The following is a 15,409-nucleotide window of genomic DNA, read 5'->3' on the forward strand; positions in this document are numbered from 1 at the left end:
TCAGCCCACGGCTCCGTTGATGCTGGCCTTGGTGATCGCGCCTTCCTGGACGCCCCAGTTCTCACAGATCTTCTTGTACTGGCCGTTGTCGATCAGGTGCTGCAGCGCCTTCTGCAGGACGCCCGCGAGCGGCGAGCCCTTGGCCACGGCCCAGCCGTAGGGCTGCGACTCGAACACCGGGCCGGCTTCCTCGATCTTGCCTTCGCTCTGCTTGATCGCGTACGCGGTGACGGGCGAGTCGGCGGACATGCCGTCGACCTGGCCGAGGATCAGCGCGTTGGTCGCGGCGCTCTGCTCGTCGAAGGCCTTGATGTCGATCGGGGCCTTGCCCTCGGCGACGCACTTGGCGCTCTTGGCGGGCACTTCCTCGGTGTGCTCATACGTGGTGGCCTGCACCGCGACCCGCTTGCCGCAGGCGTTGTTCGGGTCGATCGCCTTGCCCTTGGGCTGCGCCCACTGGACACCGGCGATGAAGTAGTTGGCGAAGTCGACCTGCTGCTCGCGTTCCTTCGTATCGGTGATCGAGGACATGCCGAGGTCGTAGGTGCCGGCCTGGGTCGCGGGAATGATCTTGTCGAAGGCGGACTCGACGTAGTCGGCCTTGACGCCCAGCACGGAGGCGATGGCGTCCATCAGATCGACGTCGAAGCCGACGATCTTGTCGCCGTCCTTCCACTCGTTGGGCTGATAGGGGATGTTCACCCCGACCACGAGCTTGCCGGAGGACTTGATCTTGTCGGGGAGCGTCGACGCGATCGAGTCGACCTTCTCCACCGTTTCCTTCGAGACCGGAGCTCCGGAATCTTCGGTATTCGAACAACCCGTCAGGATCAGTGCGCCACCGGTGAGTACGCACATCACCTCCAACGCGCGCCTGCCAAGCACGGTACGAACAGACACAGCAGCCCTCCACATTTCGGATACGTGAAACCCGGGTTTTACCACCCGTTTGGCAATCTAAGCGACCGAGACGCTTCGTGCTGGCAAGAAACGGAAGATTAACCCCGCCCTGTGCAGAACTCATCCAGACGGGCAATCGACTACCGGCGGTGGACCCTAGCACAGATCTGCTCGGTGAATTCGCTGGTGGAGGCGATTCCGCCGAGATCCGCAGTGGCGATCCCGGCCTCGAAGGTCGCCGCGACCGCGTGCTCGATCCGCTCGCCGGCGTGCACCGGCTTCGGGTCGCCGTCGCGCGTGCCGAGCCAATTCAGCAACATCGCAGCAGATAGTTGGAGTGCGACCGGGTTGGCGCGGTTGTGCCCGGCCAGGCTCGGCGCGGCGCCGTGCACCGCCTGGGCCATGGCGCGGGTGGCCGAGCAATTCAGCGAGGCCGCCATGCCGAGCGAGCCGCTGAGCTCACCCGCGAGGTCGGAAAGGATGTCGCCGAAGAGATTCTCGGTGACCACGACGTCGTACGCGCCGGACGAGCGCACCAGATGCGCGGCCATGGCGTCGACATGCTCGTCCTCGACCTGCACCCCGGGGTAGGAGTGCGCAATCTCATAGCAGACGTCGCGGAACAGACCCATGGTCATGGGGAGCACATTGGCCTTGTGCACGATGGTGACTTTCTTGCGGCGCGCCGAGGCCAGCCGGAAGGCTTCGTGCGCGATCAGCTCGCAGGCGCGCCGGGTGACGACGCCGACGGCCATCGCGACATCCGGAGTCGGACGGAACTCGCCGGAACCGGCGAACATATTGCGGTCGGCGTAGAAGCCTTCGCTGTTCTCCCGGACGATCACCAGATCGATGTCGGGGGCGGTGGCGCGGACCCCCGGGAAAGCGCGCGCCGGGCGGATATTGGCATACAGGCCGAAGTGTTTGCGGATAGCGCCGCCGGGGGCGACCGCGCGACGGTGTTCGGCGGCGTAGGAGGCGTTGTCGTGCGGGCCGAGAATCCAGGCGTCCAGACCTTCGAGCGTCCGCAGGGTCTGCTCGGGCAGCGGCGCGCCGAATTCCTCGATGGCGCGGTGACCCATCAGCAACGGCACCCACTCGACGGGCGACGCGCCCGCGGCGGCCAAGGCCTCGTCCACCACCCGGCGGGTGGATTGCACGACCTCGGGTCCGATGCCGTCGCCCTCGATCAGGCCTAGTCGTAGCCGTTCCTTCGCTCTGCTCACGGCCCCTATCCTCGCGCCCGGCCCGGCGCCGGCCGGGCACCGGGCCTGCGGACACGCCGGGGAGGTTCTATCGCGGCGCGAGTGGGTAACCGGTCGCGAGGGAAGATAGTGCTCGAGCCGGGTGTTATAGCTGGCGACAAACTAGACGAGAGGACGTCATGGCCACCCAGACACTGACGCAGCAGAACTTCGATGAGGTAGTCACCGGAAACGACGTGGTACTCGTCGACTTCTGGGCAGACTGGTGCGGACCGTGCAAGCAATTCGCACCGACCTTCGAGGCCTCCTCGGAGAAGTACCCCGACGTCGTGCACGGCAAGGTCGACACCGAGGCCGAGCAGGGGCTCGCCGCGGCCGCGAACATCCGCTCGATCCCGACCATCATGGCGTTCCGTGAGGGCGTGCTGGTCTTCGCGCAGCCGGGCGCGCTGCCGCCGGCCGCGCTGGAGGACCTTGTCACCCAGGTCAAGGGCCTGGACATGGACGAAGTGCGCAAGCAGCTGGCCGAGCAGCAGGCCACCGCGGAATAAGACGACCTGGAACGGGCCGTGCACCATTCGTGGTGCACGGCCGGTTCTGCTGCGTGAACTCAGGCGCCGAGCCGGTTGACGCCGGAAATCATTGCGCGAGCGGTGGATTCGGCGCTGCCGTCGGCCAGGGCCGCGCCCCAGCCGCGTCGGCCGTTGAACTCGCACTGCACGAAGGTGGCGGTGCCGAGCTCGGTGCGGCGCTGATGGAACTGCAGGATCTCGACCGGGTAGCCCTCGTCGTAGAGCGCCGAGGTGAGCGCCGCGACCGGGCTGCCGATGGCGGCGACCGATCGCAGGCGATCGGCGAATTCCAGGGTCGCGGTGAAGGCGGCCATGCGCCCGCCGGTCGCGGCCCAGTCGCTGATCCGGATCGGGCCGTCCTGGCCGCAGTACCGGTCGAAGAACTGTTCCGGTGTCAGGCCGGCGCATTCTGCCCGCAAACCCTTGGGCGCGGCGGCGATGAACAGGTGGGTATCAAAGGTCAATGTGGTCATTGCGATTCAGGTCTTCCCGAAGAATGTCGGTGGAGGGGACCAGCTTCAACAATCAACAGCCCGCAGCGAGGGGGCCGGTCCGAATCAGACCCCGCTACGGCGGGTTACTACGAGAAGTCGCGCCTGCGCCACCATCGCGGTGAGCGGAAGCACAGCACTGAGTGCGTCGCGGGTTGCGACGTTCAGCACGATGCTGTGGCGGCAGGCGGGATTCGGCACGCGATCGACAATAGGCACATCGCGGCGTATTAGCAACCATATTCCGCAGTGGGTTTCGCTACTCGCGAGTACCATCCGCGCAGCTCACGCTACCCCTTGGCGTCGCCCGCCGTGCGATGCAGGCCACGGCGGTCGTAGGCAAAGGTCGCCGCGACACCGAGGGTGATGCCGACTGCCAGTCCGACCAGCGTCATCCAGATACCTTGGGATAGACCGGCTTCGGCGCGGCCGTCGAAGAACAGGATGGCGCGGACGGCAAGGTAGATCTGGTGCATGGGCTCGAAGCGCGCCAGGGCCGCGATGTAGGTCGGAACGGCCTCCAGGGGGACGGTGGCGGCCGAGGACGGCAGGCCGAGGACCACGAAGAGGACGAGGTTGACCATCAGACCCGCGGTGCCGAAGGTCGCCAGGACCGATAGCGCGGTGAATCCGACGGCGATGATGGCGAGGGTGCCGTAGAGCCAGAGCAGCAGGGGGCTGGTCAGCGGGACGCCCAAAATCTTTGCGGTACCGAGGAATACGCCCGACAGCAGCGGTGCGGCGGTGCCGATCACCGCCCACTTGATGAGCAGGGTGCGCAGGCGGCTGGTGCCGGTGGCGGGCGGGTGAACGAACCAGGGGCCGTATTCGGTGGGAGTGAAACCGAGGACTGAGTCGATGAGGGTGTGGATGATCATCGCGCCGGTGAATCCGGCCAGCAGCAGGATCAGGGTGTAGAAGAAGGCGACCAAGCCCTGGCCCGCGCCGTCGGACATCGGGCGGAACGGGACGTCGACGATGTGAACCGGGTCGGCGATGGCCAGGCGGGCCGCGCCGCTGATCTGGGCAGCCCCATCCGGGCCCACAGCAGTGTTCACGCGTTCCGCGAGGTTCTTGCCGACGGTCTGCTGGACCTGCGCCAGCGCGCGGTCGGCGATACGCGACATGATGCCCGCGGTGTAGGGACCGATGCGCGGGTTGCTCTGCACGGTGATGACCGGGCGCTCCACGTCGCCGGGCAGCACCGCCGCCGCGCCGAGGATGGCCAGGCGCTTGGTGAAGTCGGAGGGGATGACGATCGCGCCGTAGACCTGACCGTTCTCCAGTTGCGCTCGCGCACTGGCGATTCCGACGACCCGCAGATCGACCTTGTCGGCCGGGATACCCGCGACCAGACCGTCGGTGATCTGGTCGCCGATATTGGTCGGCGTGCCGTCGATGACGTCGCCGAGATCTTGATTGACCAGCGCGACCGGGAAGTCGTGCAGGTTCTTCTCGGTATTGCTGGCATAGCCGAGGTACATGGTGGCGAGGAGCGCGGCGAACACGGTCAGCAGCGCGACCGGGGCGGTGAAGTTCCGAACCGTCATGGAATCGAATGTAGGCAGTGCCTACAAAGTAGTCAACGCCTACATTTTGTTATCCTGCACTCACCATGACCAAGACCCGCGCTCGCTCATACCACCACGGCGACCTGCGCGCCGAGCTGTTGCAGCACGCGGAGACGACCCTGCGAACGGCGGGCGTCGACGGACTGTCGCTACGTCAGCTCGCCCGCGACACCGGCGTCAGCCACGCCGCGCCCACCCGCCACTTCCGCGACAAGCAGGCCCTGCTCGACGCCCTCGCCGTCGCCGGTTTCGAGCGCCTCGGGGCCAGCTTCGAAAACCTCACCGGCGACGCGGTATCCACGGACCCGATCCGCACCATGGCCCGCACCTACCTGGACTTCGCCACCCAGAACTCGGCGCTGCTGGCCCTGATGTTCGCCCGCCGGCACAGCCCCGTCGCCGGCGACGCCATGGCCCAGGCCGTGGACCGCGCCTTCGCCGTCCCGGTCTCGCTGATCGCCCACGGCCAAGACTGTGGGGAGATCATCCCCGGCGACCCCCGCCGCATCGCCCTCACCGCCGTGGCCGCCCTACAAGGCCTGGCCACCTTCCTCGGCTCGGGTCTCGTCGCCGCCGACGCCGCCGACGAATGGCTCGACGGCCTCGTCGCCCACGTCATGCTCGGCCTGCAACCCCGCTGACCGCGAACCAGCACAGCCGCCCGAACCGCGGCGGCCATGCCATGCGTCAGTGCGCGGCGCTGTCCCAGCTGCGACCGGTGCCGACGGAGACGTCCAGTGGCACCGACAGGTGGATGGCGGCGGCCATGTGTTCGCGGGCCAGCGCCTCCAAGGCGTCACGTTCGCCCTCGGCGACCTCGAAGACGAGTTCGTCGTGGATCTGGAGCAGCATGCGGGAGCGCAGGTTCGCGGCCTCGATCGCCTTGTTCACGTTGATCATCGCGACCTTGATGATGTCGGCGGCGGTGCCCTGGATGGGGGCGTTCAATGCCATGCGCTCGGCGGCCTCGCGGCGCTGGCGGTTGCTGGAATCCAGGTCGGGCAGGTAGCGGCGGCGGCCGAAGAGGGTCTCGGTGTAGCCGACCTTGCGGGCCTGATCGACCACGTCCTGCAGGTAGTCGCGGATGCCGCCGAAGCGCTCGAAGTAGACGTCCATCTGCTCCTTGGCCTCCTGCGTGCTGATCTTCAGCTGCGCGGACAGGCCGAAGGCGCTCAGGCCGTAGGCCAGACCGTAGGACATGGCCTTGATGCGGCGGCGCATCTCCGGATGCACCTCCGAGAGCGGAATGTCGAAGGCTTTGGAGGCGACGAAGGTGTGCAGGTCCTCGCCGGAGTTGAAGGCCTCGATCAGGCCCTCGTCGCCGGAAAGGTGCGCCATGATGCGCATTTCGATCTGGCTGTAATCCGCGGTCATCAGCTCGGTGAAGCCGGAGCCGACGACGAAGGTGTCGCGGATCTGGCGGCCGGTGTCGGTGCGGATCGGGATGTTCTGCAGGTTCGGTTCGGTGGAGGACAGCCGGCCGGTGGCCGCGATGGTCTGGTTGAAGGTGGTGTGGATGCGCCCGTCCTCGGCGACCGACTTGAGCAGCCCGTCGACGGTGACCTTCAAGCGCGTCGCGTCGCGATGCTCGAGCAGATGCTGCAGGAACGGGTGCTCGGTCTTCTCGTACAGCGATTCCAGCGCGTCCGCGTCCGTGGTGTACCCGGTTTTGGTGCGCTTGGTCTTCGGCATGTCCAGCTCGTCGAACAGCACCACCTGCAGCTGCTTGGGCGAGCCCAGGTTGATCTGCTTGCCGATCACCTCGTAGGCGGCGTTGGCGGCCGCGCTGACCTTGTCGGCGAACTGCCGTTGCAGCGTCTCCAGCTGTTCGACGTCGACCGCGATGCCCGAATCCTCCAGGCGGCTCAGCACGCCCAGCAGCGGCAGCTCCATATCGTCGAGCAGCGCCACGGATTCGATCTGCAGCAGTTCGGTGTCGAGCGCCGCGGCGAGATCGAGGACGGCGCGAGCCCGCAGCATTTCGGTCTGCGCGGTTTCGGCGTCCACCGTCTCGGCGTCGTCGAGCAGGGAGAGCTGTTGCGTGTCGTCGGTTTCGGCGCGCAGCTCGCGACGCAGGTAGCGCAGCGAGAGGTCGTCGAGGTTGAAGCTGCGCTGGCCGGGACGGACCAGATACGCGGCCAGGGCGGTATCGCTGGTGAGCCCGCCCAGGGTCCAGCCGCGCCCGCGCAGCATGTGCATGGCCGACTTGGCCTCGTGCAGCGCCTTGGGCACCTCCGGATCGGCGAGCCAGGCGCCCAGCGCCGCTTCGTCTTCCGGGGTGAGCACGGTGACGTCGATGTAGCCGCTCTCGTCGTCGGCGGCCGCGATGGCGAGCGCCTTCACGTCGCCGCTGCCCGGGGTGCCGCTGCCGACGATGGAAACACCATGGCGCACACCCGCTTTCGCGTGCTCGCCGAGCCAGGACGCGACCCCGCCGATTTCCAGCGCGCCACCGCTGATCTCGAAACCGGACTCGGCCTCGGGCTCCTTCGGGGCCAGCGTCTCGAACAGCCGGTCGCGCAGCACCCGGAATTCCAGATCGTCGAAGAGCTGGTGGATCTTGTTGCGGTCCCACGGCTGCTGCGCCAGCTGATCGGGGGTGTACGGCAGCGGGACGTCGCGCACCATCTCGGTGAGCTGACGGTTGAGCACCACGCTGGAGAGGTTGGCGCGCAGCGCGTCACCGACCTTGCCCTTCACCTCGTCGACCTTCTCCACCAAGGTGTTCAGATCGCCGTATTCGCGGATCCACTTGGCGGCGGTCTTCTCCCCCACCCCGGGAATGCCGGGCAGGTTATCGCTCGGGTCGCCGCGCAGCGCCGCGTAATCCGGGTACTGGGACGGGGTGAGGCCGTATTTCGTCATCACCTCGTCGGGGGTGAAACGGGTCAGATCCGAGACGCCCTTGCGCGGGTACAGCACGGTGACATCGTCATTGACCAGCTGGATGGAGTCGCGATCGCCGGAGACGATGAGCACACGGAAACCCTGCGCGGTGGCCTGGGTAGTGAGCGTGGCGATCAGGTCGTCGGCTTCGAAGCCGTCGATCGCCATCACCGGGATGCCCATCGCGCCGAGCACGTCCTTGGTGAGCTCCACCTGGCCGCGGAACTCGTCCGGCGTCTGGCTGCGATTGGCCTTGTACTCCGGGTACGCCTCGGTCCGGAAGGTCTTGCGGGACACGTCGAACGCGGCCGCCACATGACTGGGCTTCTCGTCGCGCAGCAGGTTGATCAGCATCGCGGTGAAGCCGTACACCGCGTTGGTGGTCTGCCCGGTGACGGTTTTGAAGTTCTCCGCGGGCAAGGCGAAGAAGGCGCGATAGGCGATGGAATGCCCATCCAGCAACAGCAGCGTCGGCCGCTCCCCCGGCACTTCGACGGCGGTGCTGGAGGCAGAACCCGGACGCTGATCGGTGGTCGCTGGAGTCACGTGTCAGAGTCTATTGAGACCCACCGACAAGTCCACGGCAGGGCGCGAATCACTGCTCACGCCACGTAGGGCGCGGCCGAATACCAGGTATTGCACTCGGCGGTATCGCCCAGATCGGCGCCCCATTTCCACCAGCCCCAGACATTGAAGTCGGTGCCGTGCAGCCGCGCGTACCCGGGGCGATCACCGGCGACCCGGGTGACCCGCACCGCCTCGTCCCAGCTCTGCTGATCCAGGTCCAGCCGGCCGTAGTTGCTACCGAAGAACATTCCGGCGAAGCACGAGGCTTGCAGGTCCAGCCGGCGGCTCTGCTCCTGCCCGGGTCCGGTATCCCAGCCGGCTCCGAGGCGTTTGTCCTGGTAGGCGCGCATGACGCCGATCAGCGATTGGATGTGGTGCCCGTATTCATGGGCGAGCACGGCCAGCTGGGCGCCGCGCCGCGAGCCATTGGTCACCGACCGCAATCCGTCCAACGGCAGGATGATCGTCTCGTCGAGCGTGCAGTAGAAGGATTCGGCGATGTCGCCCTCCTCCCGGGCGCACGGGCTGCTGAGGGTGCCCGGCTGCGCGGGCACCGCGACCCGCGGCGAGCGGAACGGCAGGCCCGCGCCGCGCAGCGTCGGCTCCCACGCGGCGTCGAGGCAGTCGATGGCGGCGAGATAGAACGCGCGGGCCGCGGTGGCGTCGGCGCCCCAGCCGGGCAGTGTGCAGTCGACCTTCGTCAACCCGACATGCTGGGCGAACAACGGGTGGTCGGCCAGCGCGTAAACCTGCCGGCTGGACGGGAATTGCGCCGCGCCCGACAGCCGCACCGGATCCACCGGGGCGGCGGAAAAGCCCGCCGGTTTCGCGGGATCGGAAGGGGCGCCGGTGAATCCGGGACCGAATGCCAGCCCGGCGCCGATCGCGTACGCGCCGGCCCGATCGGCCGGCCGGGGCGCACCGGCGGGCCAGCCCGCCGCGACGACGAGACCGACCATGGCGATGATCGCGATCGCGCCGCAGATCGCGGTGATCGGGAGGCCGTGCCCGCGGTTACCGGGCGGCTGGCGAGATGTCAACGGCTGGTTCATGTTTCCCCCTGACCAAGGTCCGTCGACGCCCTTCTATGGAAGCCGACGGCGCGGGGGCCTGCAACTCGGGCAGGCCCTCCGCGGGTCACAGTGTGGCAACGAGTTCCCGGAGCACCGGCAGGCTCACCGAGCCGGATCCGAGCACGACATCGTGGAAACCCTTGATATCGAACGCGTTTCCGAGTTTCCGCTCGATTTCCGCACGCCGGGTGCGAATTTCGATCTGGCCGGTCTTGTAGGCGACGGCTTGACCGGGCATCGCGATATAGCGATCGACCTCGACCCGAATGTGGTTCTCGCCCACCGGCGCGTTGGCGATCATGAAGTCGACGGCCTGCTGCCGGCTCCAGCCCATGGCGTGGATCCCGGTGTCGACGACCAATCGGCAGGAGCGCCACGAATCCCCGGCCAGCATGCCGAGCCGGCCCAGATCGTCGGCGTACAAACCCATTTCGTCGGCCAGCCGTTCGGCGTAGAGCGCCCAGCCTTCCACGAACGCGGTGTTGGCGAAGGATTGGCGCTGGAAGCGTGGCAGATGGTCGAGCTCGTTGGCGATGGCCAGCTGCAGGTGATGTCCCGGAATGGCCTCGTGGTAGGCCACCGAGGCGGTTTCGTAGCGCAGCTGCTCGGTCGGCTGGTGCCGGTTGACGAAGTAGGTGCCGGGGCGGGAGTTGTCGGCCGGCGGCGGAAAGTAGTAGGCGGTCGCGGAATCCGCCTCCAGGAACTCCGGCACCGGCACGATGTCGCAGGAGGCCCGGGGCAGTCGCCCGAACCAGTTCTTCATCTCCGCGGTGGCCACCGTCAGCGCGCTGCGCGCGTCGGTCATGATCTCGTCGCCGTCGCGGTAGCGCAGCTCCCGGTCCTCACGCAGCCGGGTGAAGATTTCCGCCAGGTCGGAAGTGCCGAACTGGCGCGCCCCAATCTCCGCGTATTCCGCCCGCAGCGATTCCAGTTCGGCGAGCCCGGTGCGGTGGATCTCCTCGGCGCCCAGATCCGGCAGCGTGGTGTGCTCGCGCAGCAGCCGGGTGTAGATGTCCGCGCCGTCGTCGCCGAGCCAGCACAGTCCGGCCCGGTCGTCCGGGCGCGCCGCCGGGAGCAGCTCCTCGGCGAGCGCCGCCCGGTAGCGGCGGAAGGCCGGGCGGATGACTTCAGCTGCGACCTGCGCCAATTCGGCGCGCCAGGCCTCCTCGCCGGCCCAGTCCGGCGGACCCTCGAGGGTGACGAACGCATCGCCGGTGAGGTCGGAGTCCAGGTAGCCGTCGAGCTGGTTCAGCGACCGCTCGATGGTGATCTTCGCCGGGGCGCGCCCGGCGGCCAGGCCGGCCCGGAAGCGCTCGACCGCCTGTTCGAGCAGGGTGCCGATCTGGCGGTGCCGCTGCACCAGCGCGGTGGCGTTCTCGGGTTTCGGCGCGCTGATCTGCGGCGCCATGGTCAGCAGTTCGGCGTGCACGCCCATCATCTGATCGGAGGCCATTTCCAACGGCCGCCAGGACAACTGGTCGATGGCGCCGGTGAGCTCGGCGTGCAGCAGGCTGCGGGTGGTGCGGTCCTGCAGGCTGAGTCCGCTCGGATCCAGGGCGTCTACCTGCGCGAGGAGCTCGCGGCAGGTGGTGAGAAGGCGGGCTTCGGCTTCGGCGGACAGGTCTTCGATGCGGTCGTCGAAGCGATGGTCGCCCAGCAGCGTCGCGGCGGTAGGCGCGGCTTCGAGCTTGCTGTCCCAGTACTGATCGGCCAGGTTGATCAACTCTTCGTGGGAGTTCATGGTGGCCATCATGCCAACACGACGGCGGCGGCACACCGGAAACCCGATGTGCCGCCGCCGCTTTGGCTGAACTTAACCTACGCCGAGATAGGCCGACTTGACCGCCGAGTCCACCAGCAGATCCCCGCCGGTACCGGACTTGGTGACCTCGCCGGTCTCCAGGATGTAGGCGCGGTCGCTGCGCACCAGCGCCTGCTGCGCGTTCTGCTCCACCATCAGCACGGTGGTGCCCTGCCGGTTGATCTCGCTGATGATCTTGAATATCTGCTGGATCACCATGGGCGCCAGGCCCATCGACGGCTCGTCGAGCAGCAGCAGCCGCGGCCGCGCCATCAGGGACCGGCCGATGGCCAGCATCTGCTGCTCACCACCGGAGAGCGTGCCGCCGACCTGCTTACGACGTTCGGACAGCCGCGGGAAGAGTTCGAACACCCAGTCCAAGGTCTGGTCGTACTCCGCCTTCACCTTGAAAGGCCTGCCGTAGCAACCCATATCGAGGTTCTCCTGCACCGTCATGCCGGGGAACACACCGCGGCCCTCCGGCGCCTGGATGAGCCCGTCGGTCACCCGGTCGTGCGCTTTCACGCCGGTGATGTCGCGGCCCTCGAACAGGATCTTGCCGCGGGTCAGCGGCAGCAGACCCGACAGCGCCCGCATGGTGGTGGTCTTGCCCGCGCCGTTGGCGCCCAGCAGCGTGACCAGCTCGCCCTCCGCCACCTTCAGCGAAATCCCGTGCAGCGCCTGGATTCTGCCGTAGTTGACCACCATGTCCTGGACTTCCAGCAGCACCGGGGCGTCGGTGAAGTCGCGCTCCGGTCCGGCCTTGGGCGTCCGCTTGGTAATCGACACCTTGTCCGGACCGCGTCCGGGCTCGGGAATCGGCAGCACCTGGGTGGGCGGGTCGTCCCGCATATCCCCCGCGGGCGGCGTGGATTCGGCCCCGGGCTCGTGCTCCGGTTCGGACTCGGCCACGTGCGCGTCCTCGTCCGGCACGCCCAGGTAGGCCGCGATCACGGCCGGGTCTTCGCGCACCGCCGCGGGCAGCCCGTCGGCGATCTTGCGGCCGAACTCCAGCACCACGATCCGGTCCGTCACACCCATGACCAGGCGCATGTCGTGCTCGATGAGCAGCACGGTGAACCCGTCGTCGCGGATCTTGCGGATCAGATCCATGAGCGCGGCCTTCTCGGCCGGGTTGAACCCGGCGGCCGGCTCGTCCAGGCACAGCAGCTTCGGCTCGGTGGCCAGCGCGCGTGCGATCTCCAGCCGGCGCTGATCGCCGTAGGAGAGATTGCGCGCCTTCTCCACCGCACGCGGTGCGATACCGACGAATTCGAGCAGCGCCATGCCGCGCTCGATCGCGTCGCGCTCCTCGCGGCGATGCCGCGGGGTGCGGATGATCGCGCCCGGCACCGAGGTCTTGTGCCGGGCGTCGGTGCCGACCACCACGTTCTCCAGCGCCGTCATCTCGTTGAACAGCCGCACGTTCTGGAACGTGCGCGCGATGCCGAGCCGGGTGATCTCGTTGCGCTTGGACTTCGTCAGCGGCTTACCGTCGAAGTACACCAGCCCCGACGCCGGTTTGTAGACACCGGTGATCGCGTTGAAGCAGGTCGTCTTGCCCGCGCCGTTGGGCCCGATGAGCCCGAGGATCTCGCCGCGGCGGATCTCGAAGTCCAGCGAATCCAGCGCGGTGAGACCACCGAACTTCACGGTCAGCCCCTCGGTGCGCAGCAGCGGCGCACCGACCTCGGTCTCGATCTCGCGATGCGGCGCAACGACTTCGGCGACGGTCTCGGCATCGCCGAGCTCGGGGATCACCGCGGTGAGGTCGACCTCGCCGGCACTCTCCGCCTCGGGCGGGGGCACGTGACCGGCGGCCATGTCCTCGTTGTCGAACAGCGCGTCACCCGCGCCCGGGCCGGTCACTGTCCCGCTCCGGACGCGCCCGGGCGGCGGACCGCCTGGTAGACCTGCCGGCCGTAGGTGAGCAGTTTCTGCCGCACCGGGAACAGACCCTGCGGACGCAGAATCATCATCACCACCAACGCGATACCGAAGTACAGATACTTGAGATCACCGAGCGACTGCGCGCCGCCCGGCCGGAACAACAGCACACTGCCTAGCAACAGCGCACCCATGACGCCGGTGATCACCATGCCGAGCGTGATCCCGCGTTTTCGCCAGCCATCCAGATACTTGCCCTTGAACCGCCAGAACAGCGCCAGCGCGATGAACGCCGCGACGTCGAGGATCAGCAGCGTGTAGCCGGTGCTCTCGTTGGTGACCAGCTGCACCGAGGCCAGCCGGTCCGGCAGGTAGGCGATGATGAACGCGCCGACCAGCACGCCGAGCTTGTTGCCCTGGCCGCCGATCACGACCGCGCACAGGAACAACATCGAGTTGACGATGTCGAAGCGGGTCGGGTTCACGAACTGCACCTGCCCGGCATACAGCGCACCCGACATGCCGCCGACCGCCGCGCCGATCATGAAGGCCCACAGCTTGTACTTGAAGGTCTGCACGCCCATGATCTCGGCGACATCCTCGTCCTCGCGGATCGCGACCCAGGCGCGGCCGACGCGGCTGCGTTCCAGGTTGCCGACGATCAGCAGCATGACGATGATCAGCGCCATTCCCAGCCAGTACCAATAGGTTCCGTAGCTGGCGCGGTCGAGCAGGTTCGAGGAATCCGCGTCGCCGATATTGCCCGCGGAGAACACGCCGTTCGGCTTCTCCTCGGATTCGCCGATGCGCGGGTACGCGACCTCGGACAGGCCGAGGCTGCCGTTGGTGATCTCGCCGAGGTTGTCGGCGAGCAGCCGGACGATCTCACCGAAGCCCAGCGTCACGATGGCCAGATAGTCACCGCGCAAGCGCAGCGTCGGTGACCCGAGTATCAAGCCCGAGAACGCGGTGACCAGCACCGCCAGCGGCAGACAGGCCAGCCAGGCCCATTTCGGATCGAGCCAGCCGCCGTCGGTCTGATTCCACGGACTGTTCTTACTGGTGAGCAGGCCGACGGTGTACGCGCCGACCGCGTAGAAGCCGACATAGCCGAGGTCGAGCAGACCCGCCTGTCCGACAACGACATTCAGGCCGATCGCGATCAGGCAGAACATCGCGACCTTGGCCATCACCAGGCCGAAGTTGTAGGCGGGGGTGTCCACCAGCGGCGGCGGGAACAGCGGCAGCAGCGCCAGCAGCAGGATGAACGGCACGCCGACCGCCCACTGCCCGGGTCGGCTCAGCCCCTCCCACCAGGTGCGGAGCGCGTCGCCGATACCGTGACGCTCGTGCGGCGCTTGGGTTTTGATCGTGTCTGTCGTCATGCCCGGGCCCTCCCCAGACTCTCGCCGAGAATGCCGGTCGGACGCACCATCAGCACCAGCACCAGCACCACGAACGCGACCACGTCACGCCATTGGGTGCCGAAGAACAACTGGCCGTACTGCTCGACCACGCCGAGGATGAGACCGCCGAGCAGCGCGCCGCGCAGGTTGCCGATGCCGCCGAGCACCGCCGCGCTGAACGCCTTGATGCCGAGGATGAAACCGCCGGAATAGATGATGCCGTTGGGGATCTTGAGCGTGTACAGCAGCGCCGCCGCACCGGCGAGGATGCCGCCGATGAGGAAGGTCAGCATGATGACCCGTTCCCGGGAGACGCCCATCAGCGTCGCGGTGTCCGGATCCTGCGCCACGGCGCGAATGCCGCGGCCGAATTTGGTTCGGTTGATCAGGTATTCGGTGGTGATCGCCAGGACGACTGCGGCGAGCACGATGATGATCATGATGTTGGTGACGCTGGCGCCACCGAAGGAGAACTGATCGGTCGCCTCGACCAGCTGGACACCCTGCTGGGCGTTGGTGCCACCCATGTTGGGCCACAGCTTCGGCAGGATGAAGTGCACGAATTCCTGCAGCACGAACGACATGCCGATGGCCGTGATGAGAAAGCTCAGCGGTTTCGCGCCGCGCCGACGCAGCGGGCGGTAAGCCGACCGCTCCAAGGCGACGGCGGCGCCGCCGGAGATCATCGCGCCGACGATGCCCGCCAGCGCGAGATAGACGATCGTCAGGACCGCGCCTTGCGCATACGGATCGGGCGCCGCGGCGAAGCCGAAGATCATCAACCCGATCAATTGCCCGAACAAGCCGAGCATGAAGACTTCCGAGTGCGCGAAATTGATGAGCCGCAGCACGCCGTAGACCAGGGTGTAGCCCACGGCGACCAGGGCGTATATAGCGCCGTAGGTCACTCCGTCAACGGTCAGTTGCCAGAAATTGTCGATCACCGCGGTGTAATTGAAGTCGATCGACCCGCCGAGGACTTGTACGCCCTCGGCCAATGCTGTTGTTGTCATGCGTATTTCGCCCTCATCCCGTCACCCCGGTCACGAA

13 protein-coding genes and 1 pseudogene are annotated in these 15,409 nt (G+C 67.3%); 2 read left to right on the forward strand and 12 right to left on the reverse strand.

From position 1 onward, the window contains the following. The gene (locus AB0M14_RS37175) at positions 1-858 is read right to left on the reverse strand and encodes an ABC transporter substrate-binding protein (protein WP_365004845.1); all 858 of its coding nucleotides are present in this window, start codon (positions 856-858) and stop codon (positions 1-3) included. 182 nt (positions 859-1,040) lie between these two features. Then, positions 1,041-2,126 carry an isocitrate/isopropylmalate family dehydrogenase gene (locus tag AB0M14_RS37180; RefSeq protein ID WP_365004710.1) on the reverse strand — a complete coding sequence of 362 codons (1,086 nt, stop codon included), beginning with the start codon at positions 2,124-2,126 and terminating at the stop codon, positions 1,041-1,043. Between the two features lie 158 nt (positions 2,127-2,284). Between AB0M14_RS37180 and trxA the strand changes: the two genes are divergently transcribed. Further along, positions 2,285-2,656 carry a thioredoxin gene (gene trxA / locus AB0M14_RS37185; RefSeq protein WP_365004713.1) on the forward strand — a complete coding sequence of 124 codons (372 nt, stop codon included), beginning with the start codon at positions 2,285-2,287 and terminating at the stop codon, positions 2,654-2,656. A gap of 59 nt (positions 2,657-2,715) precedes the next feature. Here the strand turns inward: trxA and AB0M14_RS37190 are convergent, their stop codons facing one another. From AB0M14_RS37190 to AB0M14_RS37200, 3 genes are all read right to left on the reverse strand, one after another. Continuing rightward, positions 2,716-3,150, reverse strand: a complete 435-nt coding sequence (locus AB0M14_RS37190) for a 2-keto-3-deoxygluconate kinase (RefSeq protein ID WP_365004715.1) — start codon at positions 3,148-3,150, stop codon at positions 2,716-2,718. An 84-nt stretch (positions 3,151-3,234) separates the two neighbouring features. Beyond that, the gene (locus AB0M14_RS37195) at positions 3,235-3,369 is read right to left on the reverse strand and encodes a hypothetical protein (protein ID WP_365004718.1); all 135 of its coding nucleotides are present in this window, start codon (positions 3,367-3,369) and stop codon (positions 3,235-3,237) included. Positions 3,370-3,458: 89 nt separating this feature from the next. Then, the gene (locus tag AB0M14_RS37200) at positions 3,459-4,718 is read right to left on the reverse strand and encodes a DUF3533 domain-containing protein (RefSeq protein WP_365004721.1); all 1,260 of its coding nucleotides are present in this window, start codon (positions 4,716-4,718) and stop codon (positions 3,459-3,461) included. A gap of 65 nt (positions 4,719-4,783) precedes the next feature. Between AB0M14_RS37200 and AB0M14_RS37205 the strand changes: the two genes are divergently transcribed. Then, positions 4,784-5,380 (forward strand): TetR/AcrR family transcriptional regulator, encoded by a 597-nt coding sequence (locus AB0M14_RS37205; RefSeq protein WP_365004724.1) that lies wholly within the window; start codon positions 4,784-4,786, stop codon positions 5,378-5,380. A gap of 46 nt (positions 5,381-5,426) precedes the next feature. Here AB0M14_RS37205 and polA read toward each other — a convergent pair whose 3' ends face one another. The 7 genes and pseudogenes from polA to AB0M14_RS37240 form a co-directional block, all read right to left on the reverse strand. Beyond that, on the reverse strand, positions 5,427-8,114 hold the full coding sequence (gene polA / locus AB0M14_RS37210; protein ID WP_365004848.1) for a DNA polymerase I: 2,688 nt from the start codon (positions 8,112-8,114) through the stop codon (positions 5,427-5,429). 113 nt (positions 8,115-8,227) lie between these two features. Continuing rightward, the gene (locus tag AB0M14_RS37215; protein ID WP_365004727.1) at positions 8,228-9,244 is read right to left on the reverse strand and encodes a neutral zinc metallopeptidase; all 1,017 of its coding nucleotides are present in this window, start codon (positions 9,242-9,244) and stop codon (positions 8,228-8,230) included. Positions 9,245-9,329: 85 nt separating this feature from the next. Further along, the gene (locus tag AB0M14_RS37220) at positions 9,330-11,006 is read right to left on the reverse strand and encodes a DUF885 domain-containing protein (protein ID WP_365004730.1); all 1,677 of its coding nucleotides are present in this window, start codon (positions 11,004-11,006) and stop codon (positions 9,330-9,332) included. Between the two features lie 72 nt (positions 11,007-11,078). Further along, positions 11,079-11,774, reverse strand: a complete 696-nt coding sequence (locus tag AB0M14_RS37225; protein WP_365004851.1) for an ABC transporter ATP-binding protein — start codon at positions 11,772-11,774, stop codon at positions 11,079-11,081. Between the two features lie 210 nt (positions 11,775-11,984). Next, positions 11,985-12,890, reverse strand: a pseudogene (locus tag AB0M14_RS37230) (ABC transporter ATP-binding protein); the annotation flags it as partial. Between the two features lie 41 nt (positions 12,891-12,931). Beyond that, on the reverse strand, positions 12,932-14,338 hold the full coding sequence (locus AB0M14_RS37235) for a branched-chain amino acid ABC transporter permease (RefSeq protein WP_365004732.1): 1,407 nt from the start codon (positions 14,336-14,338) through the stop codon (positions 12,932-12,934). Beyond that, positions 14,335-15,372: a branched-chain amino acid ABC transporter permease gene (locus AB0M14_RS37240; RefSeq protein ID WP_365004735.1), complete on the reverse strand. Its 1,038-nt coding sequence runs from the start codon at positions 15,370-15,372 to the stop codon at positions 14,335-14,337. The genes AB0M14_RS37235 and AB0M14_RS37240 overlap by 4 nt, the downstream gene beginning before the upstream one ends. Positions 15,373-15,409: the final 37 nt, after the last annotated feature.

This window comes from Nocardia sp. NPDC051832 (genome assembly GCF_040681285.1).
Classification (GTDB): domain Bacteria; phylum Actinomycetota; class Actinomycetes; order Mycobacteriales; family Mycobacteriaceae; genus Nocardia.